The organism is Roseovarius sp. THAF9, assembly GCF_009363715.1.
Classification (GTDB): Bacteria; Pseudomonadota; Alphaproteobacteria; order Rhodobacterales; family Rhodobacteraceae; genus Roseovarius.
Window position 1 is genome coordinate 43,422 of the sequence record NZ_CP045407.1, and the last position, 23,486, is coordinate 66,907.

General features: G+C 60.5%; 27 protein-coding genes. 4 read left to right on the forward strand and 23 right to left on the reverse strand.

Annotated features, from left to right (window positions below):
- Positions 1–89: 89 nt before the first annotated feature.
- The 3 genes from FIU86_RS21745 (at position 90) to FIU86_RS21755 (ending at position 4,045) form a co-directional block, all read left to right on the forward strand.
- A complete protein-coding gene (locus tag FIU86_RS21745) occupies positions 90–1,217 on the forward strand; it encodes an SAVED domain-containing protein (protein WP_152477469.1) in 1,128 nt (375 codons plus the stop codon).
- 127 nt (positions 1,218–1,344) lie between these two features.
- The gene (locus FIU86_RS21750; protein WP_152477470.1) at positions 1,345–2,886 is read left to right on the forward strand and encodes a nucleotidyltransferase; all 1,542 of its coding nucleotides are present in this window, start codon (positions 1,345–1,347) and stop codon (positions 2,884–2,886) included.
- A 16-nt stretch (positions 2,887–2,902) separates the two neighbouring features.
- Positions 2,903–4,045, forward strand: coding sequence for an SAVED domain-containing protein (locus FIU86_RS21755; protein ID WP_152477471.1), 1,143 nt, complete (start codon positions 2,903–2,905; stop codon positions 4,043–4,045).
- Between the two features lie 189 nt (positions 4,046–4,234).
- On the opposite strand, the gene virB11 is transcribed toward FIU86_RS21755, so the two are convergent.
- From virB11 to FIU86_RS21825, 14 genes are all read right to left on the reverse strand, one after another.
- Complete coding sequence (gene virB11, locus FIU86_RS21760) at positions 4,235–5,218, reverse strand: P-type DNA transfer ATPase VirB11 (RefSeq protein ID WP_152477472.1); 984 nt, start codon at positions 5,216–5,218, stop codon at positions 4,235–4,237.
- On the reverse strand, positions 5,215–6,639 hold the full coding sequence (locus FIU86_RS21765; protein ID WP_152477473.1) for a TrbI/VirB10 family protein: 1,425 nt from the start codon (positions 6,637–6,639) through the stop codon (positions 5,215–5,217). Before FIU86_RS21765 ends, virB11 begins: the two co-directional genes overlap by 4 nt.
- A gap of 2 nt (positions 6,640–6,641) precedes the next feature.
- The gene (locus tag FIU86_RS21770; RefSeq protein WP_152477474.1) at positions 6,642–7,376 is read right to left on the reverse strand and encodes a TrbG/VirB9 family P-type conjugative transfer protein; all 735 of its coding nucleotides are present in this window, start codon (positions 7,374–7,376) and stop codon (positions 6,642–6,644) included.
- Between the two features lie 5 nt (positions 7,377–7,381).
- Positions 7,382–8,062, reverse strand: a complete 681-nt coding sequence (locus tag FIU86_RS21775) for a virB8 family protein (protein WP_152477475.1) — start codon at positions 8,060–8,062, stop codon at positions 7,382–7,384.
- A 17-nt stretch (positions 8,063–8,079) separates the two neighbouring features.
- Positions 8,080–9,093, reverse strand: a complete 1,014-nt coding sequence (locus FIU86_RS21780; RefSeq protein WP_152477476.1) for a type IV secretion system protein — start codon at positions 9,091–9,093, stop codon at positions 8,080–8,082.
- Positions 9,094–9,534: a hypothetical protein gene (locus FIU86_RS21785; RefSeq protein WP_254704052.1), complete on the reverse strand. Its 441-nt coding sequence runs from the start codon at positions 9,532–9,534 to the stop codon at positions 9,094–9,096. It abuts the gene before it with no gap.
- A gap of 8 nt (positions 9,535–9,542) precedes the next feature.
- A complete protein-coding gene (locus FIU86_RS21790; RefSeq protein ID WP_152477477.1) occupies positions 9,543–10,310 on the reverse strand; it encodes a type IV secretion system protein in 768 nt (255 codons plus the stop codon).
- Positions 10,307–11,419, reverse strand: coding sequence for a lytic transglycosylase domain-containing protein (locus tag FIU86_RS21795; RefSeq protein ID WP_152477478.1), 1,113 nt, complete (start codon positions 11,417–11,419; stop codon positions 10,307–10,309). Before FIU86_RS21795 ends, FIU86_RS21790 begins: the two co-directional genes overlap by 4 nt.
- A complete protein-coding gene (locus FIU86_RS21800) occupies positions 11,416–11,625 on the reverse strand; it encodes a hypothetical protein (protein ID WP_152477479.1) in 210 nt (69 codons plus the stop codon). The genes FIU86_RS21795 and FIU86_RS21800 overlap by 4 nt, the downstream gene beginning before the upstream one ends.
- Positions 11,622–14,000 (reverse strand): type IV secretion system protein B4, encoded by a 2,379-nt coding sequence (locus FIU86_RS21805; RefSeq protein WP_152477480.1) that lies wholly within the window; start codon positions 13,998–14,000, stop codon positions 11,622–11,624. The genes FIU86_RS21800 and FIU86_RS21805 overlap by 4 nt, the downstream gene beginning before the upstream one ends.
- The gene (locus FIU86_RS21810) at positions 13,990–14,268 is read right to left on the reverse strand and encodes a type IV secretion system protein VirB3 (RefSeq protein ID WP_152477481.1); all 279 of its coding nucleotides are present in this window, start codon (positions 14,266–14,268) and stop codon (positions 13,990–13,992) included. The genes FIU86_RS21805 and FIU86_RS21810 overlap by 11 nt, the downstream gene beginning before the upstream one ends.
- Before the next feature lie 15 nt (positions 14,269–14,283).
- Positions 14,284–14,565 carry a TrbC/VirB2 family protein gene (locus tag FIU86_RS21815; protein ID WP_009574106.1) on the reverse strand — a complete coding sequence of 94 codons (282 nt, stop codon included), beginning with the start codon at positions 14,563–14,565 and terminating at the stop codon, positions 14,284–14,286.
- Positions 14,566–14,581: 16 nt separating this feature from the next.
- Complete coding sequence (locus FIU86_RS21820; protein ID WP_152477513.1) at positions 14,582–15,139, reverse strand: lytic transglycosylase domain-containing protein; 558 nt, start codon at positions 15,137–15,139, stop codon at positions 14,582–14,584.
- A gap of 79 nt (positions 15,140–15,218) precedes the next feature.
- Entirely contained in the window at positions 15,219–15,533 is a 315-nt protein-coding gene (locus FIU86_RS21825; protein ID WP_152477482.1) for a hypothetical protein, read from the reverse strand.
- A 132-nt stretch (positions 15,534–15,665) separates the two neighbouring features.
- Here FIU86_RS21825 and FIU86_RS21830 point away from each other — a divergent pair, with 132 nt between their 5' ends.
- Positions 15,666–16,244 (forward strand): hypothetical protein, encoded by a 579-nt coding sequence (locus tag FIU86_RS21830; RefSeq protein WP_152477483.1) that lies wholly within the window; start codon positions 15,666–15,668, stop codon positions 16,242–16,244.
- Here FIU86_RS21830 and FIU86_RS21835 read toward each other — a convergent pair.
- From FIU86_RS21835 to FIU86_RS21875, 9 genes are all read right to left on the reverse strand, one after another.
- Positions 16,238–16,438 carry a hypothetical protein gene (locus FIU86_RS21835; protein WP_152477484.1) on the reverse strand — a complete coding sequence of 67 codons (201 nt, stop codon included), beginning with the start codon at positions 16,436–16,438 and terminating at the stop codon, positions 16,238–16,240. The two genes, FIU86_RS21830 and FIU86_RS21835, sit on opposite strands and share 7 nt — an antisense overlap.
- Before the next feature lie 76 nt (positions 16,439–16,514).
- The gene (locus FIU86_RS21840) at positions 16,515–16,724 is read right to left on the reverse strand and encodes a helix-turn-helix domain-containing protein (protein ID WP_152477485.1); all 210 of its coding nucleotides are present in this window, start codon (positions 16,722–16,724) and stop codon (positions 16,515–16,517) included.
- A gap of 299 nt (positions 16,725–17,023) precedes the next feature.
- On the reverse strand, positions 17,024–18,409 hold the full coding sequence (locus FIU86_RS21845; protein WP_254704055.1) for a Glu/Leu/Phe/Val dehydrogenase: 1,386 nt from the start codon (positions 18,407–18,409) through the stop codon (positions 17,024–17,026).
- A 234-nt stretch (positions 18,410–18,643) separates the two neighbouring features.
- A complete protein-coding gene (locus FIU86_RS21850) occupies positions 18,644–19,237 on the reverse strand; it encodes a SagB/ThcOx family dehydrogenase (RefSeq protein WP_152477486.1) in 594 nt (197 codons plus the stop codon).
- A complete protein-coding gene (locus tag FIU86_RS21855) occupies positions 19,234–19,707 on the reverse strand; it encodes a CoxG family protein (protein ID WP_152477487.1) in 474 nt (157 codons plus the stop codon). Before FIU86_RS21855 ends, FIU86_RS21850 begins: the two co-directional genes overlap by 4 nt.
- Positions 19,697–20,656, reverse strand: a complete 960-nt coding sequence (locus FIU86_RS21860; protein ID WP_172977612.1) for a dihydroorotate dehydrogenase — start codon at positions 20,654–20,656, stop codon at positions 19,697–19,699. The genes FIU86_RS21855 and FIU86_RS21860 overlap by 11 nt, the downstream gene beginning before the upstream one ends.
- On the reverse strand, positions 20,649–21,443 hold the full coding sequence (locus FIU86_RS21865) for a dihydroorotate dehydrogenase electron transfer subunit (protein ID WP_152477489.1): 795 nt from the start codon (positions 21,441–21,443) through the stop codon (positions 20,649–20,651). The genes FIU86_RS21860 and FIU86_RS21865 overlap by 8 nt, the downstream gene beginning before the upstream one ends.
- Positions 21,444–21,558: 115 nt before the next feature.
- Positions 21,559–22,209 (reverse strand): GntR family transcriptional regulator, encoded by a 651-nt coding sequence (locus tag FIU86_RS21870; RefSeq protein WP_172977613.1) that lies wholly within the window; start codon positions 22,207–22,209, stop codon positions 21,559–21,561.
- 54 nt (positions 22,210–22,263) lie between these two features.
- Entirely contained in the window at positions 22,264–23,436 is a 1,173-nt protein-coding gene (locus FIU86_RS21875) for a M20 family metallopeptidase (RefSeq protein WP_152477491.1), read from the reverse strand.
- Positions 23,437–23,486 lie beyond the last annotated feature (50 nt).

A 23,486-nucleotide genomic window follows, 5' to 3' on the forward strand; every position in this document is an offset into this window, starting at 1 on the left:
TCATTCGATAGCCTGAAATCGGTCGGCTCCTCGTCTGACCATCCAATCGAAACTCGCTGTGGCGGCACTATTCAAAATGGAGCAGAAAATTGTCTAGTTCAAATATCCCAGCAAAGATACAGACCCAGTTATGGGCTTTGGCGGCGGGCCGATGTGAGTTTGCAGGATGCAACAAGCTCCTTGTCGGCGACCTGATCGCTGGCAAGGAAGACGGAAAGTTCGGTTTCATCGCGCATATTGTCGCAGATAGCGAGAATGGCCCGAGGGGTGATAAAGTCCGCTCGCCACTTCTCGCCCGTGATATCAGCAACCTGATGCTGATGTGTCCCATCCATCACAAGGAAATCGACGTAGATCACGTGGACGACTATCCGGAAGAAACGCTCGTGGCAATGAAGCGCGAGCACGAAGAGCGGATCGAGACTGTTACAGATATGGACGCTGACCGCGCAGCTCATGTGCTCCGTTTCGCGGCAACTATCGGCCAGATGGACTCGCTGGTTTCCACCAAAGCCATCTTTGCCGCCATGCCACCCGACAGACATCCGGCAGAGCGACGAACCATCGATATCGAGCTGAATTCCGAAATCAAGGATGATGAACCGGAGTTTTGGGGCATACAGAGCGCGCATCTGCATCGTCAGTTTCAACGCAAGGTGAAGGAGAGGATAGAGCAGAAGGAAATCCGTCAGCTGAGTGTGTTTGCGCTTGCTCCGCAGCCTCTTCTCATCGAGCTCGGTACATTGCTAGGTGACATTATGCCCGTATCTGTTCACCAAAAATATCGCGAGCCATCTACTTGGAAATGGCAACTCCATCAGCCGTCGATAAATTTCAAAATTGGCGAGTACTCTGGGCCAAAGGACGTACCAGTCGCCCTTAAGCTGGCGCTCAGCGCGACCGTTGATGATCAGAGAATTCGCTCGGTTCTGGGCGATAACGTGGCAATCTGGTCGATCACGGCAGATGATCCTCATAACGACATCATGCGAAGACAGGACGATCTTGCAATCTATAAGACTCACCTTCGCAGGCTCTTTGATCGGATCAAGGCCCACCACGGCGAGGATGCGACTATCAACGTATTTCCTGTTCTTCCGGCTTCCGCGGCTGTCGAAACGGGTCGCTCACGAATGCCCAAAGCCGATCTGCCTTTGGTGATCTACGATCAAAAACCGGGGAAAGGATTCGAGCCAACGATCAAGATTAGTGCTTAGGCCATTGTAAATCACCGAGCGCAAACTTGTCATACCTTCGCGGGATTGGCCGCCTCTCTTCTACCCAGCCCTACCTTCGCCAAATCAGTAGACGACGGGCACCAGCACCGTATGGAGGTTTCATATAATGGAATTCCCTTTGGCGAATGCCAGGCCTGTTGATCAATTATTGGAAGACCTAGTTGAGGAGCTTCAGGTCCCGCCCGGTCGGTATGAACAGGCTGAGCGCAGTTACAAGTCGCTCGGCGAGTGGTTGCACCGGCCGGACTCGACTGTTCGGGATGACAGTCCCGACGTGTATGTGCAGGGTTCATTTCGGTTGGGGACTGCAATACGGCCCGCGTCAGACGAAGAAGACTATGACATCGATATGGTCTGCCGCCTCGATTACGAGAAGTCGGCACTGACCCAGGCAGAGCTGAAACGTTGCATTGGCGTCGAAGTCAAAGCCTATGCCCGGCGTTATGGCATGAGCAAACCCGAAGACGGGCGCCGCTGCTGGACCCTAGTCTACGCTGACGGTGCACAGTTTCACATGGATATCCTGCCTGCGGTGCCCGATTTTGAGAAGCGGCGCTATCTGAGTGAAGCGGGCCCCGCGCTTGCCCGACTGGGGGCAACGGCGCTCGCGATCACAGACAAGGAACACGACGGCTTCCGGCAGGCTGGCGGCCGCTGGCCGCGCAGCAATCCCAAAGGCTATGCGCTCTGGTTTCGCGATCGGATGGGCCAGGCGTTCAGAAGTCGTGCTCTCAACGAGGCACGCAGGATGCAGGCCAGCGTTGAGGATGTTCCGGCATGGCGGGTGCGTACCCCTCTGCAGGGCGCTATCCAGATCCTAAAACGCCATCGCGATCTAATGTTCAGCGACCGGCCGGATGACAAGCCGATCTCTATCCTGATCACCACCCTTGCCGCACATGCCTATAACCAGGAAGAACGTCTCTCCGATGCGCTGTTCTCGATCCTTCACGGAATGGACCGGTATTTTACCCGTCGCAACGGCGTGGACTGGGTCGAAAACCCAGCCGACCCCGAAGAGAACTTTGCTGACAAGTGGGAAGAGCACTCTGAGCGCCGGGATGCATTCCATGAGTGGCTTCAGCAGGCCCGCAGCGATTTCGCATCGGCACATCAGGCGCTCACTGCAGACGGTGTCGGTGCGGTCCTCAGCGAACGCATGGGGCAGGGTCTGGTCGAACGCGCACTGGGGCGTCGCAATCCGGCCAAAAGGCCGGGTGTTGCCGGGCGCCTGGTCCGTGCGGTGAATCTCGTCCTTGCGCCAGCCTACATGCGAAAGCCGCGATGGCCGCAGGCTGCGGAAGGCCGCGTCAATATTCGTGCGGCGAGCTTTACGCAGCAGGGATTCAGGCCGCAGAACTTCGTGAGCAAAGGCGCGCCGCTTCCCAGAAATTGCAGTCTGCGTTTTGAGGCGGACACGACGGTGACCGGGCGTTTCAAGGTCTACTGGCAGGTCGTGAACACCGGGCGAGAAGCTGAGGATGCGGATTGCCTGCGTGGGGGCTTCAGCCCGGACGCGGCAGTCCGGGGTGGTCTGTCCCATTCCGAGAGCACCCTCTATCGGGGCCAGCACAGTATCGAGTGTTTCATTGTGAAGAATGGCAAACTGGCCGCGCGCAGCGGTCAGTTCATCGTGAATATTGGCTGATCCGGAGGCTGCATACATGTCTTTCTGGCGCAAACATGGTGACCGGTTTTTCGACGGATTGATAACCTATATCTTTCGGATCCCGTCCTGGCCTTCGAGGTTGTTGCGTGCCGGAGTCGCTTTGATCGTCGCTGGGTTGAGCGTCGGCGGGCTGGCCGGTGATCTGTCCTGGATCGATGCGGACCGGGTCCTGCGGCTGGCCGTGCAGGCGGATGGTGGCGGGTTATCGGTCTACTGGTCCCAGATTACCGTCTTCCTCGGCATTCTGCTCCTCGCTGCGGGGGGTATCCTTGGTGTGATCGATCACATCGCTGACCGACGGCAGCTCAGAAAGCAGAGCGTGGTTGTGCTGGAGCACCGCGGGTTGCACCAGACCGTTGATACCCCCCTTGCCCCTGCCGTGCCGAAACGCCTGAAAGGCCGTATCGATGTCCTTCCAATCGATCACCGGCAGTCTACCTCAACGAGTCAGATCATCAGTCCCGACGACGCACTCTCGCAGATTGCCGGGTTGCGGCAACAGCTCCGGCAGAAGCGCGACGCGGCGGGTCCCGGCAACGTCAGACTTGTCTACGGCGGTATGGCGCCTGTGCCGCTGACATTCCTGACCGGTATGATGGTTGGCAATGAAGCTGGTCTTACAGTGATGGACTGGGATCGTTTTGCAGAAAAATGGCGCGAACCTGACGGCGCAGATGACGGAGACCGGTTCGTCATTTCCGGGACCGACGGCCTGAAGAACAATATTCCGGAGGTAGCTTTGGCCGTCGCTGTTTCCTACCCTTCGGACGCAGACGGTATTAAGGCGACTCTCGGTGATATGCCTCTGATCCGTCTCGCTTTGCCAACCTTGAGCACGACGGCGCACTGGTCTGCCGGTAAGCAATCAGCCATGTCGGAAGACTTCACGGATCTTCTGGGTGATCTCATGGCAAAAGGGGTCAAACGCGTTCACCTGTTCATCGCAGCCCCCAACAGCGTTGTGTTCACACTGGGCCGGCACCTCGATGACAGGCTGCATCCTGAGGTGCTGGTCTACCAGTACGAGCGCTCTTCATCACCACCATTTCCGTGGGCGGTTAAGATGCCGACCCATGGTCAGAGTGCCGCGAAGATTGTCAGAGGCGACGCGATAGCAATTCCTTCCACAGCCAGCTGACGAATTACTGGTGACCTACGGCGAGCAAGGCGCATCATGTTTGATGAGCAAGCCGGCGCTGGCGAGGAACGCTAGGGACGAGAAACTCCTCTACTTAGCTCACCGTCCAAGAAGTCCGCTTCGGGTATTGCAAGGCAAGGCCAGCGTCGCGCTGTCGCAAACCGGCTCCGCGCCTCGGTGCTGGGGCTTTCAAGATCCCGGCAGATAGAACTCCGTGATCCCCCGCTTCCCCTCAGCCCGCCCGAGCTGGACGATTACATCGATGGATTTCCGGATGTATTCCCGAACCTCGGCGAAGGTCAGCGGTGTGCCAGCCTGCAGCACCATGATCGCCAGCCGGTCGATGGCGAGTTCCGCGGTTTCCGCGTGGATGGTCGAGACCGACCCGCCATGGCCGGTGTTGATGGCCTCGAGATAGGTCAACGCCTCGGCGCCACGCAACTCGCCGACGATGATCCGGTCGGGGCGCATGCGGAGGGAGGCTTGTAGGAGGGCGTTGGCGCTGCGTTGCGAGCCGGAACCGCGGTCGGCCAGGAGGGCGACGGTGTTCGGCTGGCCGGGGAAGAGTTCGAAGGCGTCCTCGATGGTGATCAGCCGTTCGTGTTCGCTGACATGGGTCAGAAGGTGGCGGGCGAAAGTAGTCTTGCCGGTCGAAGTGCCGCCGCTGATCAGGACGTTGAGTCGCGCCTCGACCAGGGTCTGCAACGCGGCCTCGAGGTTGTCTTCCGCGAGACTGGCGATGTTTTTCATCTTCTCGGCGCGGAGTGTATCGAGTGAGACGGCCTTGCCGAAGAGATAGGTCGGGGCATAGTCCCGGACGCTGCCCGAGGCGAAGAGGCGGATGGTGATCGAAGCCCCGCGATCGATGGCGGGCGGCACAGCGACCTGGACCCGAAGGGGGCGGCCCGCATATTCCACCTTACCCGAGACGAGGGGGTTCTTTTCAGAGACGCGGGCCTTGGCATCGCCGACGATAGTCTGGGCCATATTGAGGGCGGTAGTCCGGTCCACGGTCTGGCCTTCGTGGCGCATGGTGGCGTCGCCCGCGACCTCGAGCCAGACCTTGCCATCCGGGTTGATCGCGATCTCGACCACGTCGTCGCGCCGCAAGAGGTCGCGGAACGGGTCGAGATAACGCTCGAGGTATGAGGCTGGACTTTCTGTCCGGGTCAATAGATCACCACATCTCTGTCCACGAGCACGGTGACCGAGGCCCCCTGGTCCACATAGATCGTCGGCGCGATCGACACCTGATCGGCGATGACCGATCCAACCGCATCCTGAAGATCGCTGCCGACATCGCCCAGGACGATGCTGGTGGTCTCATTGTTGGCGCTCTCGGCCGCCACGGCCGGTGCAGCCCCGATCACGGAAATCAGCGCCGCCCCGCCGAAGCGCTCGGCGAACTTGGTGTCGACGAGGCCGGTGAGGCCCGAGCGGCCGATCTGGTCCCCACCCACAGCGGCGATATCCATCGAGGTGCCGTCCGGGGTCAACACGCGGGTCCATAGGATCAGGATGCGCTTCTGGTGCATGTCGATGCCGGATCGATATTGGCCAAAAAGGCGGGAGCCCCGGGGGATCAGGATCCGGTCCCCGGAAAACGCCGGAACCGGTTCGGAGACCACGGCAACCACTGACCCGGGCAGATCGCTGTTGATGGCGGTCTGGAGCGCCGCCTGGATGACGGACCCTTGGGTCAGCGTGCGCTCGGGATGGGTGAGACGAGCGGCCTCCTGCACCTCGAGCGGTCGCGCACTCTGCAGGAACTGCTCGTTGCCTGACAGGACCGGCCCTCCGGCGCCTGCGGCAGCAGGATCGGCCACCGCCGCGCCACTTTGGCCGCCACGCGGACCGTCGGCGTAGACCAGGGCCGGCGACTTGATCTGCGCGGTCAGAAGCTCCTCGGCGACCCGTTCGGCCTCGCGCTGACGCTGCTCTTCCTCCTGACGCCGGCGCTCTTCGAGAAGGCGCTGGTCTGCGATCAGCCCCTCGCGGTCGAGTTCGGCCTCGAGCCCCTCGCGCTGTGCGCGCTCGGCATCGAGCATGGCTTGCAGCCCTTCGATGCGGGTCTCGGTCTGGCGCTGCAGGTTAGCAAGCTCGGTTTCCTTTGCGGCCAATGTGGCTTCAAGCGCTGCCTTCTGTTCGTCGAAGGCTTCGCGGAGGTCAGAGACGGCGGACTGGATTTCCGAGTTGCGGGCAGCCTGACTGGCGGCTAGGGCCTCGCGCAGCTTGGCGATCTCGGCCAGCACCTCGGCGCTCGCCTCGGGGGCAGGGGCCGCGGGCACGTCGAGCGCTTCCTCGACGGCGATCAGCGCGTCATTGACCCGCTGCTCGGTCTCGTCGGGCGGAAACTCCAGCCGCCCGCCGGTGCCGGGGCGGCGGTCCTGGAAGGTCTCGACATCGGAGGTCTCGAGTGCGCTGTCACCTTCTTGCAAACCGGTCGCCAGGAAATATGCGACCCCGGCGCCGCCAAGGGCGAGGGCGGCAGCGAGGGCACCGACCCCGAGGCTGTTGCCCCGGCGTTTGGATTTGCCGCGCTGGCTGAACTGGTCGAGACGGTCCTGCAGGTCGGGAGGGGTTTGATCGGCCATGGTCAGTTGCTCACGTAGATCGCGCTCTCGTCGCGCCAGGCACAGATCGCCTCATCGCCGATACGCAGCGTCCAGTAGCTGTTCACCCCGAGCACCCGGACCGTGTTGCCTTGCTGGGTCCAGTTGACCGTGCGCTCACGGCCCTGGTCATCGGCCTTGAAGAGGGCAGGCTGGCGAGCACTTTCCGGGAAGACGAAATAGGTATAGCGCCCGTCGTCGTAGATATGGCTGGGGCGGAAATCGCCCTCGCCCGAAACACGGTAGTTGTAGTTTCGCGGCGCCTCATAGCCCTTGGGCTGGGTGGCACCCGCCGCGCGGCGTTCCTCGTCGGGGTAGCGGAAGCGGACCTCGAAGAACATGCCGGTGCGGTTCGGGATCGAGCCCTCGCGCAGGTGGAAGGAATAGGTGCGGCGATTGGTGATCACCGTCATGTTGGTCGAGGCGTTGGCCACATGCGGCTTGATCGTCAGCACGTTGCCAAGCTCGGGGATCGGATCGACCTGGAAACTCTCTGTATCGCCGACGATCACCGCCTCGAACCTCTCCCCCGCCCCGAAATGAAGCGTCGTCGAATGCTTCAGATCCGTCTCGATCCGGTAGACCTGGTTTTCGTTATAGACGGCGGTGCGGATGCGGATATCGAGCGGTCCGCCTTGCGGCGTGGCCTCGGCGAGGGCGGCAACAGGAAGGGCAAGCGCTAGGAGAAACGTGGTGAGGAGCGCGGGCAGGGATTTCATGAGGGTCAGTTCTCCAGGGTTTCGGCGTCGACGCGGTAGGAGGTCACCACGAAGCCTAAGGGGTTGGCCCAGACGTCCTGAAGGCGCTTGCGGGTTTCGGGTTGGAAGCCGTAGCCGACAGTGGCGACGTAAGACCGGGTGACGGTGCGGGTGTCGCGGGGGCGGCGCAGCGTGCGGGTGAAGCGGACCTGGGCCACGCCGCGCTCGATCTGGTTCACCGACTTGATCACCACCTCGATCTTGGCGTCGCGGCCATAGACGGTTATCGGGTAGTCTTCGTTGGTGGAGGACCAGAGATCGCGCAGCGTACGGGCGGCATCGCCGTCCGAGCGATCGAGCACGGAGTTGATGCGTTGCTCGCCGTCGGTCAGGTCATAGGTCTCGCGGTCATCGACATAGGCCACGAGACTGGCCTGGATGATGGCGTCACTTTCCGAAAGCGTCAGCGCCTGGACGGCGGCGACCCGGTCCATTTCACCAGTTTCCTTGTCCACCACGACCACGAAGGTCTCGGTCGATTTGAGGGGAAAAAGGCTCGCGCCCGCGACCATGCCCGCCACGCCGACCAGCACGCCTGCTGCCGCGACAAACCAGGCGAAGCGCTCGCGCCGCCTCGGCCCGTAGATGAAATCCACCTCAAAGGCGTCGCGGTCGCTTCTCGCGGAACTGGCTACGGTCTTCTTCAAGTCTTGAGTCTTTCAAATCAGGGTTTGCGGAAGGCCTTGGCGGCGGAGAGAAGCGCGCCGGGGCTCTGGCGGATCATCTCGCCGGTCTTCACCACGCCCGCATTGGCCATCTGGTTCAGTTCATGCGGGGATTTGCCGGTGACGAGTCGCGAAGCGGTCCCGGTGCCATACTGGCGCGTGTTCACGAAGCCCTGGCGCGCAAGGCCGGTAAGGCCCACGGCATTCGACGCAATTCCCACGACACCGGTGAGGTTGGAGGCGATGTAGGGCACCGAGGCCATGATCCCGGCGCTGAGGATAAGGATCACGAGGAAGGGCAGGATGAGGCTCACGGTCTCCACATCGCCCGGATCAGCCGAGGCGTCCCCGATGGCCTCGGCGATGGCGACGATGATGCCCGCGGCCCCGGCGGCGGCTACGGGCATGAGTGCATAGCCGATGGTGGCGCGGGTCCAGGCCTCGAAGAGCGACTGGGTCGGCTTGAAGAGCGAGGTCACGATCATGAAGGGGGCGATCACGATCATCAACGCGAAGACGATCCTGGCGAAGGCGATGATCCCGGCGGTGACGGCGGCGAAGATGGCGGAGAGGACAAAAAAGATCGCACCGAGAACAGCGCCGAAGACCCAGCCCGCCCGGTCGCCGATCGTGTCGCCATAGGCGGTGATGCGCGCGACCATGTTGTCGAGGCTTTCATAAACCCCGGCCTCGTCGCCCGAGCCGGTGAGGGCGAGGATCGAGGCGCCGACGGAGTCAGGTACTTGCGTGACGATGCCATAAATCACGCTGAAATTGTCCCAACTCTGGGCGAATATCCCCACGAGCACCACCTTCATCCCGAAGGCGAAGCCGGTGCCGAAGGGCAGGGGGCGGAGCTGCATCACGGCGTTGATGCCGAGGAGGACGACAAGGAGCGTCGCGCCCGCCGAAATGACATTACCGACCGAGGCTGCCGAGGAGACAAAGCCGTCCTGCGCCACGGTGTTCACCGCGGCGTCGACCTGGCCAAGGATGTCGCGGATGACCCCCATCTACCCACCATCCTGTATCGGTGGGCAAGCCTCCATGACCTGGGCTTCCAGCGCATCGGCCTTGGCGTAGAGGTCCAGCACCTTGAAGGGCAGGCGCGGGGTGTCTGAGGTTTGGAACCGGGGCAGGGCCCCCAGGGCCTGATCCCAGGTGAATGCATCCAGCAGACATGCGCAGTTCTCCGATGCGAGCATCTCTTCGGCGATCAGAATGCGCAGGATCGCGCGGTAGCCATTGCGTAAGTAAGCGGTCTCGGCCAGATCGGCGGGTGGTTTCGGGACACGGCAGGCGTCGCCCTCGTCCCGCGCGATGGCCATCGAACTGAAGGGCGTATTGCTGGACGGGTCCGTGGTCGAGGCTTGGGCCAGCGCGGCACAGGGCAGGGCACCGAGCACAAGCGCGGCGAAACCAAGGAACCGAATATCCGGGATAATGAGGCGCATCGACGTGCTCATGGATCCACCGCCATCGAGCGGAACTTGCGCTCATCCGCGAGGGTGGCGGCATCGACGACGCCAAGTTGTCCGGCGCTTACGCCCTGTGCAGCTTCCAGCCTCCAGATCTGGGTCAGGATGATGCCGAGCTCGGCGGTGACGCGGGTGTTGAGATCGACGGCGGCTTTCAGCCCGTCCTGATCGTCGATCAGCCCGACCATGGTCTCGAGCCGCCCGAGGCTTTGGCCGGCCTCCTCGTGGCTTTCCTGCGCGGCGACCGACAGCATGGCGCTGGCCCCGGCAGAGGTCGCGATGCGGTTGTCGGCGGGCTGATCCGAGCCCGAGAGCGTGGTCAACCGTTCCGAGGTGAAGCCACTGCCGGAGAGCACGCGCTCGACCGAGGCCGATAGCTCAGCGCCGGGATTGAAGCCGCTCAGGAAATCGCCGCTGGCAAGCGATTGCGCGGTGTTGAGGGGTGCGACCAGCTTACCGCGCAGCGCGCGAAACTCCTCGACCGTCGCGAAGAGCTCCCCCAGACCGCTGCCCTCGATCAGCGAAGTCAGTTGCGCTTCCAGGTTGGTGAGCTGCGACAGCTGGGTTTCGAGTTCCAACCGCATGGTGGCGAGTTGCTGCATCTGGACGTTTAGGTCTTCGGCCATGTGTTCGAGCTGCGCCACCAGCTGGCCAAGCTGTGAGCCATCAAAGGTCGGCACGCCTTGGGCCGAGGCGGGCAAGGGAAGCCCGAGTGCTGTGACCGCAGCCACGGTCAGGAGAAGTTGTCTCATTCGGGAACTCCCATCTGCATGAAGTCGCGCTCGGCCAGCCGGTCGGCGACGAGGTGCTGCGCGTGGGCCGCTTCGCGCTGCTGGTTGGCGGCCATCAGCCGGACGCGAAGGGTGAGGATGCGGCCGATCTCGGCCTTGGCGTAGGTGTTGAGCTCCCAGGCCGCCTTGACATTGGGCTGCGCGCCGATCTGCAGGATGATGGCGCGGAGGCGATTGATGACCTGTTCGGTCGTGGCCGAACTGTCGGCGGCATAATAGACGCCCGCCTCGGAGATGCTGGCATATTCGGCCAGCGCAAAGTCCGAGGGCGAGAGCGTGCCGAGCGCGTCGGCCCCGCCCACGACGGCGAGATACTCGTTGTAGAATTTCGAGATGTTGCGCACGTAGCCCTGCGTCTCGGCAAAGGGCGGCACGCCGCCGTATTCGATCACCCGGCCGGGGCCCGCGTTGTAGGCTGCCAGCGCATGGGGAATGTTGCCGAAGCGGTTGAGTTGCGTGGTGATATAGCGCGCGCCGCCGCGGAGATTGTCCTTCACATCATAGCGGTCAACGCCGAGATCGGAGGCGGTGCCGGGCATGAGCTGGGTCAGGCCATAGGCCCCGACCGGACTTTCGGCGGCGACGTTGAAGCGGCTTTCCTGCTTGATCAGGGCCTGAAAGAGGCAACGCCACTGGGTCGCTGAGAGACCGGCGCGGGCCACACCGGGGGTGCCTGCGAATTCGCCCGCAACCTCGACGATCATCATCTCGACCGTCTCGCGGCCCTCGCCGAAAAGGCGGCTGTTCATCGGGCTTGGATCGGTATTCGGGTAGACCGCTGCCACTCCGAAATCCGCATTGCCCTCAAGCGCACGGATGTCGAAGCCGGGGCCGGTGATGGCAACCGTCATCTCCTCGAGGACACGCAGCTGGTCGGCTTGGACATCGGCCAGCGTGGACTCGGTCCGATCCTTGTCCTGCTGGACGCCCAGATCCTCGGCGAGCGCCGCTACGCGCGCGATGGCACGTCCGATGGCGGAATTATCCTGTGTCGGCACGCCCTGGGCAAGCGCGGGCAAAGCGCCGAGGCCGAGGCAGAGCCCGGCGGATATGATCGTGGCGCGGCTCATTCCGGACGGGGCAGGGGTTCGAAGGTGCAGTCGGGCTTTGCAGCGTCCTGAACTGGTGCGCCCATGGTCGAGAAGGCGAGGGCGGACCGCGTCACCTGCGGCTCGCCATTGCGACCGAAGCAGGGCGAGGTTTTCTCGGTGTACTTTTCGCAAGCCGAGAGAAGGCCCGCAATGGCGCAAAGCGCCAAGAGGGGTTTCGAGCTCATATCACATGTCTCCAGAAATCGGGATTGGCGCGCCAATCGGCAGGCACGCGGGCCTCGCCGGTGGCGCCGCCACCAAGGATGGGGAGGAGGTCTCCGAGCGCGGAGAGGTCCGCATCAACGAAGACGCTGTCGCCCGCAGAGCGGACAAGCGCGATGCGCTGGCCGATGGTGGGCTGCACGAGGAGGGCAGCTTCCTTGGCGTTGACGCGCAGGAAGTCGTAATCCGAGATGGTGGCGCGGTCGTTCGGGAAAAGGATCTGGGTCGGCACCGTCTCGACGATGGTCTTGCCGACGCGGCTGCCGCGCAGCTGGCTCGGATATTGCGTCATCATGATCACGACGCAGTTCATCTTGCGGAGCGTCACCAGCCAGTTTTCCAGCCGTGCCCCGAAATACGGATCGTCCAGGAGCTTCCAGGCCTCGTCGAGCACGATGATGGTGGGGCGGCGGTCTTCGACCACGCGTTCGATCTGGCGGAAGATGTAGGAGAGCACCGCCATGCGCTCGGTCGTCATGTCGAGGATCTCGGTCATATCAAACCCGACGATGTCGCCCGTGAGCTTGAGGCCAGCGCCGCGCTCGGGCTCGTCGAAGACCCAGCCATAGCGGCCGCCGGGCGCCCATTCGGCGACGCGGCTTTGCAGCTCGCCATCGTCATCGAGCGACTGGAACAGGGTTTCGAAACTGGCGAAGCGCTGCAGGGCTGCGCCCGCATCGGCGTTCTGGCCGACGGCGCTTTGGATGTGCCGGGATTGCTCGCCGGTGAGGGCGCCACTCCGCGTGAGAAGTGTCGCAAGCCAGTCCGAGAGCCAGGCGCGGCCGCGTTCATCGGTCTCGGTCGCGAGTGGATTGAGGCCTGTGGGCACGCCCGCGCGGATTTCGTTGTAGCGGCCGCCAAGGGCGCGGACCGCCATTTCGAGCCCGCGGTCCTTGTCGAAGAAAAAAAGCCGCGCGCCGACCCGCTGTGCCTGCGCCGCGAGGAAGGCTGTGGTCAGCGTCTTGCCAGTACCGGTACGGCCCAACACGAGGGTATGGCCGACCGTGGGTTCCTTGCCGGGGCTGCCTGCTTCGTGGAAATTGAAGCGATAGCCCGACGTGCCGACCGTGGGCAGGACCGAGATGGTCTGGCCCCAAGGCGACTGGTCCGGCCCACGGCCGTCGACACTGCCATGCAGCGCGGCGAAATCGGCGAAGTTGACTGAGGAGATCGGCGTCTTGCGGGCGCGGTAGCCGAAATTGCCTGGGGATTGTGCAAAATACGTAGCTTTCAGCGCCATGTTCTCGCGTACTATGACCGACATGATCTCCTGGCCGACGCGTTTGATCTGGGCGGCTGCCCGTTCGAGCGTGTCGCGGTCCGGCCCATAGACCGCGATAGAAAGTTGATGGTCGCCAAAGGCAATGCGGCCTGCTTCCTGATCGTCTGCCGCCTGGCCGAGCTGTTCACGCAGGGAGACTGCGGCATCGTCGGAGGCATGCATCTGGCGGATGATCCGCTGTATCCGTTCGGCCATGATGTTGTTCGGGATCGGGCTGAAGGAGTTCGTCAGCACGATGTCGAGCGGCAGGTCGAGCGCATCGAGCAGCGTGACATCTGTCAGCGCCGGATAGGTCTTCATGGAGAAGAGCGCGCCGTATTTGACCTGACCGGTCACGGCGTCGGTCAGGGTGACGATGTCGCCGTCAAAGGTCGCGCGGCAATTGCTCAAAGTGTGCGAGAGGGGCAGGGCGCTCTGCCCGAAGGCGATGGGGGAGAAGCTGCCTGCGTTCAGCGTATTGAGATAGCCCAGCCATTCACCGCCCGACCTCGTGAGCCTCACGGGGTTGGCGGAAGCGAGCGCCACCTCGAAGAAGCCCATGACCTCGTTCAGTTCCTGCAGGCGTGTCGCGCGGTCCTTGACCCAGGCCTTGCGGGCCAGCGCGCGCAGGAGCGGAATGCGCGCGGAGATATCGGGGCGACGGATGACGCTGAGATAGAGTTGACGCTTGGCCGGGTGCAAGTCCTTCACATGGGCCTGCCAGCGGGCGTCGATCGCGGCGGCGAAGCTGTCCCCCTCGATTGCACGCATCCCGAGATCCTGCGGAACCGAGATGCGGTGGATGTAAAATCCGAAGGCGTTGCCTGTTTGGGCGACGATGGCCGCGACCGCGCGTTTGAGCGCATCGAGCCGGGCGTCTTCGCTGGTCATCGGGTTCAGACCATCAAGGCGCAGGGTCGCCATCAGATCGCCCTCGCGCAGTACCATGACATCATCGTCCGCGAGCGCGAAATACGGCAGTTGTTCGGCGAGATAGCTCTCCCGCGCGAAGTCACCTGCGCCGGCCTGAAGAAGCGCGGGCCCAAAAGTGGAAAGTGTGCCCGTATCAAGCGCCAAAGCTGTCGCCTCCGTGCAGGGTCCGGTTCTTCGTCGGGCGCACCGAGCCGTAGGAAACGCGCAGGACCTCGAAGAAATGCGGCTCGCGGTCCGCAACGAACCAGAGGATCGGATAGGCGACGAGACCAATCAGGAAGAAGACCATGGACTTCGTCCAGATGAACGGCAGAACGACCCCGGTCGCCAGCACCACAAGGTATCCGACAGGGAGACCCAGATACTTGGGCGGACGGGCGAGGCCCAGAAAGAGGGGGGATCGTTCTGACACTGCTCTACTCGGATCTCAGGAGAAGCCGTCGACGATGGTGCCGGCCGAGAAGATCAGCACGATCCCGATGATGACCGAGGCGAACCAGCCCCAGTTCAGCCGTCCCATCATGCACATGAAACCGGTGCCGATGACCGCGAGCGTGGCGACCGCGATCCCGATCGGACCGGTCAGCGCGGCTTCGACAGTTTCCAGCATGGTTTGGATGGGTGACAGGTCCTGCGCGAGCGCGGGCGTTGCGAAAGCCGCCAGGGTTGTGGCGGCGGGCAAGAGGCGGCTGAGGCGATGTCTAAGCATGCGAGGTTCCCTTGTTTTACTGAAGATCGATGAGGACGGGTGCGCGGGCTGGAACCCCGTCCGCAACGCGGGTGTCCGGCGCGGAAACTGGTGTGCCCGCCAGCCGGGACCGGATCCGGTGGATGCGCGCGATGTAGTCGCGGGTCTCGGCGAAGGGTGGAATGCCGGAATATTCGACGACCCGGTGTGGCCCGGCATTGTAGGCCGCGAGTGCGAGGTCGATGTCCTTGAAGGTGGCAAGCTGCGCGAGCAGGTAGCGCGCTGCGCCGTCGAGGTTCTGGGACGGATCGCGCGGATCGACCCCGAGGCTGCGGGCCGTATCCGGCATCAGTTGGCCCAAACCATAAGCACCCTTGGGGCTGACGGCGGTCGGGTTGTAGCTGCTTTCGGCCTCGACCAGGGCCTGGAAAAGGACCTCCCAATCGTCCGGATCGAGACCGACGCGACCGAGGGCGCGATTGCCTGCATGACGATCAGCGGTGGTGCGGATCAGCGCGAGGATGTCGTCGCGACCGGAAGGAGGCGTGGCGTCCAACGACGCCAGAACAACCTCTGCCTCAGCGCTATCATCCAGTCCCGCCCAGGCAGGTCTCGTGCCGTGGAAGGTCCAGCCAGAGGTCCGGGCCGTGCCGTCGCGGCCGAAGGCAATGACGTCAGCGGCGCTCCTCGAGGGTGAGCTCATAGTCAGGACCAAAGCGCAGATCGCGCCCGTCACCGAACTCGAGATGATGTTTGAAGAGCCCTGGCCATATGTTGAAATACCGCGGCTCGGGACCGTGTGGGGTAATCCGGGTCGAGACCAGAATGGCTTCCGGCTCGCCCGCGCGCAGGTAGATGCACTGGTAACGCGGCTTGCCATCGTCCGTGAACCCCACGAGTTCATACCGGCAGCGGAACGCGATGCCTTCTTCTTGAAGGTCTTTCACACCATCGATGGTGATCAGGATCTGGTTGCGCGCTATCGGCATGTTCGGACTCTCCCCATGAGAGCCCTTCTACTTCACGACACTAAGGCCATAAAGACATATGGAGTCAATACGACATATTGCAGAAAAATACAAATTGAGCGATAATCTGCGCAACTTTTGCGGGAGAGTGACATGAAGCGGCAGATGATGGCAGCGACGATGGGGGTGATGGCGGCGTTCGGGGCCCCGGAGAAGGCGCAGGCCTATGACATCGACTGCGCCATCATGCTTTGTATGGCAGGAGGTTTCCCCCCGAGCACTGTCTGCGCGCGCGCCTATCGCACCATGATCCGCCGCATCACGCCTTGGCCAAGCCTGCCGCCCTTTGGGGTTTGCACCTTCGCGCATGTGCCGGTCGAACTGGGTGGGCCGGGTGGACAGGGCGAGCTCGACACCAACTTGCCGGAATACGAATGGCTGAACCGGACCCATGTGATCTGGTTCACCGGGCGCTCCTACGAGCCGCGCGACGAACCACGTCAGTGGGACTGGTCGATCCGCTCCTGCGATCGCGAGAACCGCACCTGCCGCTACATCCAGCGGGTCTACGGGTCCCACACGCCCTGGCCCGCGACATTCGTCTCGGAAAGCGGTCAGGAGATCGCCTACCCGACCAGCGGTGGCCTATGGCATTTTTATGCCCGCAGCATCATGGTCGAATACGGAGACTATGAGGGCAACATGGGCCATTCGGAGTGGTTCTCTTACTGATCCTCGCTGCCTGGCGGCTTGAGTGAAAACGGCCGCACGATGACAAGTCTGACGTCGTAGCTTTCCGGATCGACAAACTGGCGCCGGCTCACGGACCCATCGTTCCAACGGTAGTCGGTGAACACATGAGTTTCCTGCGTTCCGTCGATGATAAACCCTTCCTGAAAGGGCCAGCCTGTTTTTTTCTTGCGCATAGAACTCCTGCCATATCGTTAGACTATCGATTGCGGTGCATCAGAACCGAACCGAGCGATGGCTGGCGGGAAGGAGCTAGCGTTTTTTGAAGAGTTCGGCTGGGTCGACCTTCAAGGCCTTCGCAATACGTTCGAGGAGGTCGAGGGAGGCGGCGAACCTGGCGTTCTCGACCTTGCCCATATGGCCGCGGCTCACGTCGGCCCGATGAGCAAGCTCCTCCTGGCTGAGGCCGCGGGCGCGTCTCAAGTCTTGGATGTTCAGTGCTACACGGTCCCGCAAATTCATGCCCGCGAACCGGACACGGTGCGCGAAATATCGCCACGCGATATATGTTACATTCGGAGGTGTAGAGACGAATTCTTGGAACGGCGCGAGATCGCCGGAATGGAATGCCTGCCGAAGCGCAGGTCACGGGATGATCCGTCTCGCAAACATTCTGGGCCGTTCAATCGTTCTTTCGGAAAAGGGCGGCACCGGCAATACCGGTGCCGCCAGTCGGTCGTCCACAGGGAGGTTGTAGAGGACGAATTCTACAGGGAAATTTTGGGCCGGCCAAAAATCACATAAGACTTCTTATGTTAAAATTAGATTCCGATGGCGCGGTATGCCTCCGCAATCCGGTTGATCGATACTGCATATGCAGCCGATCTCAGATCCGTGGCTGGGTCGCGGGGATCGTTCCAGCGCCGCGAAAGCTCGGCATAGGTCGAGCGCATGATGTCTTCGAGGCCGGAGCGGACGAGATCGATCTCGCGGCGGCCTTGGAAAAACTCCGCCTCGGTCTCCTTGGGAAAGGCGCGGCCAGTCATCATCTCGAGCGATCGGGCGAGCGTGCGGTGGCCCTTCTCGTCATAGCGCCGCTCCATCATGCCAAAGGGGATATGGGTAAGGTTCTTGACCCATTCGAAGTAGCTGACCGCAACGCCGCCGGCATTGGCAAAGAGATCCGGGATGATTACAACGCCTTTCTCTCGCAGGATACGATCGGCCTCAAAGGTTGTGGGCCCGTTCGCCGCCTCGACGATCAGCCGTGCCTGAAGCTGCCCGGCGTTACTGCCGTGCAGCACCTGTTCCAGCGCCGCCGGGATTAGGATATCGCAGACATCCTCCAGCCCCTTCGCGCCCTCGACGTCGAAGGTGCCGCCAGCAAATCCCTGCACCCCACCGGTGGCCACGACATGTTTCTTCAGTACCTCGATGTCGAGACCGTCCGGATTGCGGATCACTCCGTCGCGCTCGATCACTGCGGTGATGCGGCATCCATCGTCTTCGCTGAGGAACTTAGCGGCGTGATAGCCGACATTGCCAAGCCCTTGGACCACCACCGAGCGCCCTCGTAGGTCGTTGCCCGCAAAGCCCGCTTTTTGTGCATCTTCGGTGTTATAAAAGAAGGCCTGCACCGCGAACTGGACGCCGCGGCCTGTGGCTTCGGTGCGCCCCTCGATGCCGTTGCCGCCCAAGGGCTTGCCGGTGACGCAAGCCATGCCGTTAATGTCCTCGGGCTTAAGCCGACGGTATTCGTCGGCAATCCACATCATGGTTTGTTCGTTGGTGCCCAAGTCTGGTGCCGGCACGTTCATTCCGGAATTGAGAAACCCGTGCTTGATCAGCTCCTGCGCAAATCGCCGAGTGATCTTCTCCAGTTCATGTTCTTGCCAATCGCGCGGATCAATCTTAAGCGCGCCCTTGGAGCCGCCGAAGGGCACGCCGATCAATGCACACTTGTAGGTCATGAGCGCAGCGAGCGCCTCGACTTCGTCTTGATTTGATGAAAGCGAGTATCGAATGCCGCCCTTTGCTGGATTGTTGTGGGTCGAATGCACCGCACGCCAGCCGACAAAGGTGTGCATGCGACCGCGTAGACGCACACCAAAGCGGGTGACATATGTGGCATTGCAGGCCTGAATTTTTTCAGCCAATCCTTCGGTCAGTTTGAGTGACTCGGCAACGGCACAAAATGTTGCGTCAATGTCTGATAGAAAGTTAGGCCCGGATCGCGCGAGTTGCGCCTTAGGTATATTTTCTGCATCGTCCAATTTAATATTCCCGCTTACCGATATTGTTTCCGCGATCTCTTATTGGCCAAACAGGCCAATTGTATTTACGCTTTGTATGTGTTATGATGCTCCCGTTTTGACGTGAGCGACCAATCTTCTACACTCGAAAAAGGCGCGAAGCGACAAGGACAAGAGTGAGGGATTCCATCATCGTGACGCGATCCCGAAGCACATATGCAATAGAGGTTGCATATCCACGCCATGAGCGGTTGAAGTCTCTTGGTCGTCGAATCCGGCAACAAGTACTGACCCGATGCCGGCTTCGGCAGCGTACAACGCCAAATTTTGGGCAAGGCATCCCGCTTCAATGTATGCATACCGTTCACCACGTGACCCAAATGGTGGCTGCTCGGCAAAGGCCTGTCTGATCTCATTAGAATTCACGTAAAACGTTAAGATCAGTGGCGCTGTTTCAACCCATGGCTGATTACTTAGCGCCGCTTGCCGAAGTTCTTTACGGAGATCTTTTTGGCAGTGAATCTCGGTATGACCGGTCATGGGGTCGATCGTGTAGGTGCCAGTCTCAGTGCCTTCTACGTTCCCACAAGTTGCAATCAGCCTAATAGGGTACAGGGCGTGCGCAGAAGGCGCAGCGCGGCCACCTGATGGTCCGCGTTTACCTTGCGCGATCTGAATAAGGCTATCGACCGTTTCGAACGGTAGCGGCGTTTCGCTGAATTGCCTTGTCGAACATCTCAATGATAGAACCTCAGATAGGCTTAGCTCTGCGGTGGCGCTCATTTAAGTTCTCCAAATGATGCATGCACAAAATTGCCATTCAGGACTTCGGCGAAGTTCTCAAAAAAGTTATCTGAAAGCTTCTGAACAGTAGAGTTGAGCATACGGCTTCCCAGTTGCGCGACTTTCCCACCTATTTTGGCATCAACTGTATAGCTTAGCGCCGTACCGCCACTCACTTCTTCGAGCGATACGTCGGCGGCGCCACGGGCAAAGCCGGCAACGCCTCCCTTTCCTTCACCTTCGACGCGATAACGCTTGAGCGGCTCTATCTGCTTGATGTTCACATCACCAGCAAAGCGAGCCTTTACCGGACCGACTTTCAGCGTGACTGTAGCGGCATAAGCACCGTCGTCATGTTTCTTGACGCTCTCGCAGCCTGGTATGCAATGGGCAAGGACCACTTCACTATTCAATGCTTCCCAGACGGCCGCTGGCGTCGCGTTAAGAGTGTATTGACCTTCAAACTGCATGTTTCATCTCCTTGAGGGGTGCGGGACGCTGAAAATCGGAACCATGCGCCGCCCCGATCAGGGATTTCACATCGTCGATTCCCTTTTCCACAAGCCAAGTCTCGAGATCCACAAGCGCCCGAGGCAAAGCCATCGGATCAACGTACGAGACAGTTCCAAAGGCAACGGCAGCGGCACCCGCCGCCATGAATTCGATCACGTCCTTGTAATTAGCGACACCACCCATGCCGAAGATCGGCAGACTGATCGAACGATACAGTGTCCACACCATGTACACTGCCATTGGTTTGATCGCTGGGCCAGATAGTGCACCGACGCCATTGCCTATCATGGGTTTCAGAGTTTCTATGTCGATGCACATAGCGCGTGGCGCATTGACCAGTGCGACCGCATCCGCTCCAGCTGCTTCGATGGCTTGCGCCACGGATACTAGCGACGAATAGTCAGGCGCGAGTTTAGCCACTAAGGGGAGGTCTGTTTCTTGCCGCGCGCGTTTCACCAGTTTGTAAGCGGCGTCCGGGTCATATCCAAAGTCTAGTCCACCCTGTTTCAAGTTGGGGCAAGACAGGTTGAGTTCCAGTCCTTGGAAGGCGTTCAATGCGGACGCACGCGCGACAACTTCGGCGTACTCCACTTCGGTTCGACCGATGACGCTCTGAATGACAGGGACTGGCAAATCGCGTAGGCGAGGAGCGTCCACGGCTTCGAACTGTTCCCAAGAAATCGACGGAATGCCGACAGAACTGTGCAACCCCGACGGCACTTCGATTACACGGCGCGGCGGGTTGCCTGGCCATTCAATAGGACGGACCGTCTTGGGTACTAGCACGCCCATGGTTTCGACAGGGAAAAACTGATTGAAGTTCCCATGATGGCCGTAGGTGCCAGACCCTACGGTCAGTGGGTTCTTCATTTCGATGCCGGCAATATTTATGCTGAGATCAGGCATTGACAACCTCCCAGGTGTTGAAGACAGGGCCATAGTGGCAAACTTCGCGATAGGCTTTCTTTTCGCCTGCGGGATCGAGGTTCACCTCGATTACGCAGCCGTGACAGTCTCCAAATCCACAGGCCATATGCTGCTCCATCGCGGATTGCGCCGGGATGTTCAACTTTCGCGCCAACGTGTCGGCAGCGCGGATCAGGCGGTTGGAGCCACAAACATAGATGGCGTCAAAGTCAATCTTCGAAGCCTCGGCCAAAAGGTGGTCGGTAACCATGGTGACCCCGCCTGGTTGATCGTCGGAATGTAGGAACACCATGCCGCCATGATGCGAGAAAATTTCGGTGCCGACGATGTTGTCGCGGGTTCGGGCGCTGAGGAAAGCGTGGGAGGTAATGCCTCGGCTTGCGGCAAGATCTGCAAGCGTTGGCAGCGCAGCGATTCCGATCCCACGGCCGACGAGTGCAATGGTCCGCGCTTCGGCAGGTAAATCGTACCCGGTGCCAAGGGGCCCGATCAGATCGCAGGTTGTTCCAGGACGAAGGGTATCACGCATTAGGCGACAGCCTTCGCCCACGAGTTTGTAAGCGACCTGAAGGCGGGTCCTGTCGGAACTCACGCGATAGACGCTGAACGGGCGGCGCAAAAAGGGGCCATGCTCTCCGCTGACGCGAATATTGACGAATTGCCCCGGTTCGAGAGCAGCCGAAATGCTTGGGGCATCGACTTGAAGAAGCCAGTATTCCCCTGTCAGCGGTTCATTCGACACCACTGATGCGTTGATTTGTTCCATGATGACCTCGTCTCCTTGAGTATTGGATACAAAAATACACAAATACACAGTGAGTGCAAGGTGCAAAAAAGGCCGGTGTGAATCGCACCGGCCTTCCTAGGTGGCTTTGCTGGGATCAGGCGAGCGTTGCGATATTGTCCACGTTCTGCCTGACGTGCGCGCGCACGACATTTTCTACCGCTTCGGTATCTCCGATCTTCACGGTGTCAACAATGGTTCTGTGTTCGAGTCCCGCAATTTCGAATTCGCGGGACTCTGCGTAGAACTTACGGAAGTAGGGGCGCAGCATAAGGCGCATACGTTGTGCCTCCTGAATTAGAAGAGGTTTCTCACAGCAGGCGGTCAGATAATTGTGGAACTCATCATGTGCGGTGATCCACGCCGATAAATCTTCTTGTACATTGTCCATCCGCCAAAGAAGATGCTCAAGTTCGGAAATTTGGGTTGGACCAATAAATGGGAGCGCCATACGTGCCGCTAAACCTTCGAGAACTGCCCGCATTTCAATCAACTCAATAACTTCTTCCGTAGTAAACTCCGCGACCGAGGCGCCCCGATTGGCGACGATCGTCACAACGCCGTCGCCTTCGAGTTGCCGAAGTGCATCGCGTACTGGCATCCGGCTAATCCCTAGATCTTCTGCCACAGCTTCCGTCGCAACCCGCATTCCGGGCACTAGCTCGCCAGAAAGGATTGCCTCGAGAATATAGTGATAAGCGCGCTCGATCGGCGACATTTTCTTTGATAAATAGTGTTCTCGTGCCACTGTAAGCATCCTGTGTGGGTCTGGTTCGAACTGCAGAAACGGTCCGGTTGAACTTTAACCTGCCTCCAAGCATTCGCAAATAAGCTCGTAGTAGACCTGTGCGATACCGACAAGGTCTTGGACGAGAACGCTTTCTTCGTCCGAGTGAAACTGGCCTACCTCGCCAGGTCCAAGCATCACCGCTTCGGCCCCCGCACGGGAGAAGAAGCCCGCATCTAGTGCGAAGTTGCATGCAAAAGTCTCGGCCTCTTTGTAACCCGAGCGGGAAAAGGCGGCTTTCAGTTTCTTAGCGAATGTTCCGTTCGGGTCCAGTTCGTTCGGATACATGATCGGACCTTGTTCGAAGTCCAGGGTCCATGGTTCTTGGATTCTGATTCTCCTAGTCAGGGCTTCGTAGGCTTCTTCTGGCGATTCACCAGGCAGGACGCGCCTGTCATAAGTAATAGTCGCAGTGTCCGGCACCGTGTGGGTGGCATTTGGCAGGGTCTTCAGCGCGGTGGGAGTTAGCGTCGCAGGGCCGAAAACAGGATGATCCGCGACGCCGAGATCAAATGTTTCGAGGTTTTCAAGAATATGGCGAGCGCCGGACAAGGCGTTGATCCCATTCCAGGGCGACGATGAGTGCGCCGCTTTGCCGTGGACGTGAATGTCGAAGTCCACCCGGCCCTTGTTCCCCGTCGCGATTTTACTGTCGGTCCCGATACAGATGCAGGCAAAGTCCGGCATTTCGCCGATGTTTTTCATCGCGGCGCGCACGGCATCATGGCGTCCGGTTTCGCCGGCAGTTGTCAGGACTACGGTCAGACGACCTTTGAGCTTATCTTCGGCGATTGCTTGGGCTAGCGCAGCTAGCACTGCGGTCAAAGCGGTCTTTTGTTCGGCCACGCCGCGGCCGCGAACAGCCGGGCCGTGCGCGGTTTCGATCAACCGCGGCGTAAACGGATCGGTCATCCGATTCGCTGGATGCGTCATTGCGTAAGCTACGAACAGCAGGGAGGCCCCGGCATCCCTCGGTCCTGCTTGGGCGATCAGGTTGCCGTGATTATCGAAGTGAACGTCTGCACCGACCTCCTTGAAGCGCGGAGCAGCACATTTCCGGATGAAGTCATGAATTTTAGGGTCTTCTTCCAGCAAATCAGTCTGTTGGCTGGGAAAAGATACGAAGCTTTTTAGCTGTTCGATCAGAGCCGCTTCGCTCAGAAATGAAGGTGTTTGTTGTTGTGGCATAGGTTTGGCCCCTAGGTTTTGAAATCAAGTCTTGCATCTCACATTGGATA

Bases quoted from the DNA above. Each gene is read 5' to 3' on its own strand.
- FIU86_RS21750 (WP_152477470.1), top strand. From the start codon at position 1,345: ATGGAATTCCCTTTGGCGAATGCCAGGCCTGTTGATCAATTATTGGAA.
- FIU86_RS21755 (WP_152477471.1), top strand. From the start codon at position 2,903: ATGTCTTTCTGGCGCAAACATGGTGACCGGTTTTTCGACGGATTGATA.
- FIU86_RS21765 (WP_152477473.1), bottom strand. From the start codon at position 6,639: ATGGCCGATCAAACCCCTCCCGACCTGCAGGACCGTCTCGACCAGTTC.
- FIU86_RS21770 (WP_152477474.1), bottom strand. From the start codon at position 7,376: ATGAAATCCCTGCCCGCGCTCCTCACCACGTTTCTCCTAGCGCTTGCC.
- FIU86_RS21780 (WP_152477476.1), bottom strand. From the start codon at position 9,093: ATGGGGGTCATCCGCGACATCCTTGGCCAGGTCGACGCCGCGGTGAAC.
- FIU86_RS21785 (WP_254704052.1), bottom strand. From the start codon at position 9,534: ATGCGCCTCATTATCCCGGATATTCGGTTCCTTGGTTTCGCCGCGCTT.
- FIU86_RS21790 (WP_152477477.1), bottom strand. From the start codon at position 10,310: ATGAGACAACTTCTCCTGACCGTGGCTGCGGTCACAGCACTCGGGCTT.
- FIU86_RS21795 (WP_152477478.1), bottom strand. From the start codon at position 11,419: ATGAGCCGCGCCACGATCATATCCGCCGGGCTCTGCCTCGGCCTCGGC.
- FIU86_RS21800 (WP_152477479.1), bottom strand. From the start codon at position 11,625: ATGAGCTCGAAACCCCTCTTGGCGCTTTGCGCCATTGCGGGCCTTCTC.
- FIU86_RS21815 (WP_009574106.1), bottom strand. From the start codon at position 14,565: ATGCTTAGACATCGCCTCAGCCGCCTCTTGCCCGCCGCCACAACCCTG.
- FIU86_RS21825 (WP_152477482.1), bottom strand. From the start codon at position 15,533: ATGCCGATAGCGCGCAACCAGATCCTGATCACCATCGATGGTGTGAAA.
- FIU86_RS21830 (WP_152477483.1), top strand. From the start codon at position 15,666: ATGAAGCGGCAGATGATGGCAGCGACGATGGGGGTGATGGCGGCGTTC.
- FIU86_RS21835 (WP_152477484.1), bottom strand. From the start codon at position 16,438: ATGCGCAAGAAAAAAACAGGCTGGCCCTTTCAGGAAGGGTTTATCATC.
- FIU86_RS21840 (WP_152477485.1), bottom strand. From the start codon at position 16,724: ATGAATTTGCGGGACCGTGTAGCACTGAACATCCAAGACTTGAGACGC.
- FIU86_RS21850 (WP_152477486.1), bottom strand. From the start codon at position 19,237: ATGAGCGCCACCGCAGAGCTAAGCCTATCTGAGGTTCTATCATTGAGA.
- FIU86_RS21855 (WP_152477487.1), bottom strand. From the start codon at position 19,707: ATGCAGTTTGAAGGTCAATACACTCTTAACGCGACGCCAGCGGCCGTC.
- FIU86_RS21860 (WP_172977612.1), bottom strand. From the start codon at position 20,656: ATGCCTGATCTCAGCATAAATATTGCCGGCATCGAAATGAAGAACCCA.
- FIU86_RS21865 (WP_152477489.1), bottom strand. From the start codon at position 21,443: ATGGAACAAATCAACGCATCAGTGGTGTCGAATGAACCGCTGACAGGG.
- FIU86_RS21875 (WP_152477491.1), bottom strand. From the start codon at position 23,436: ATGCCACAACAACAAACACCTTCATTTCTGAGCGAAGCGGCTCTGATC.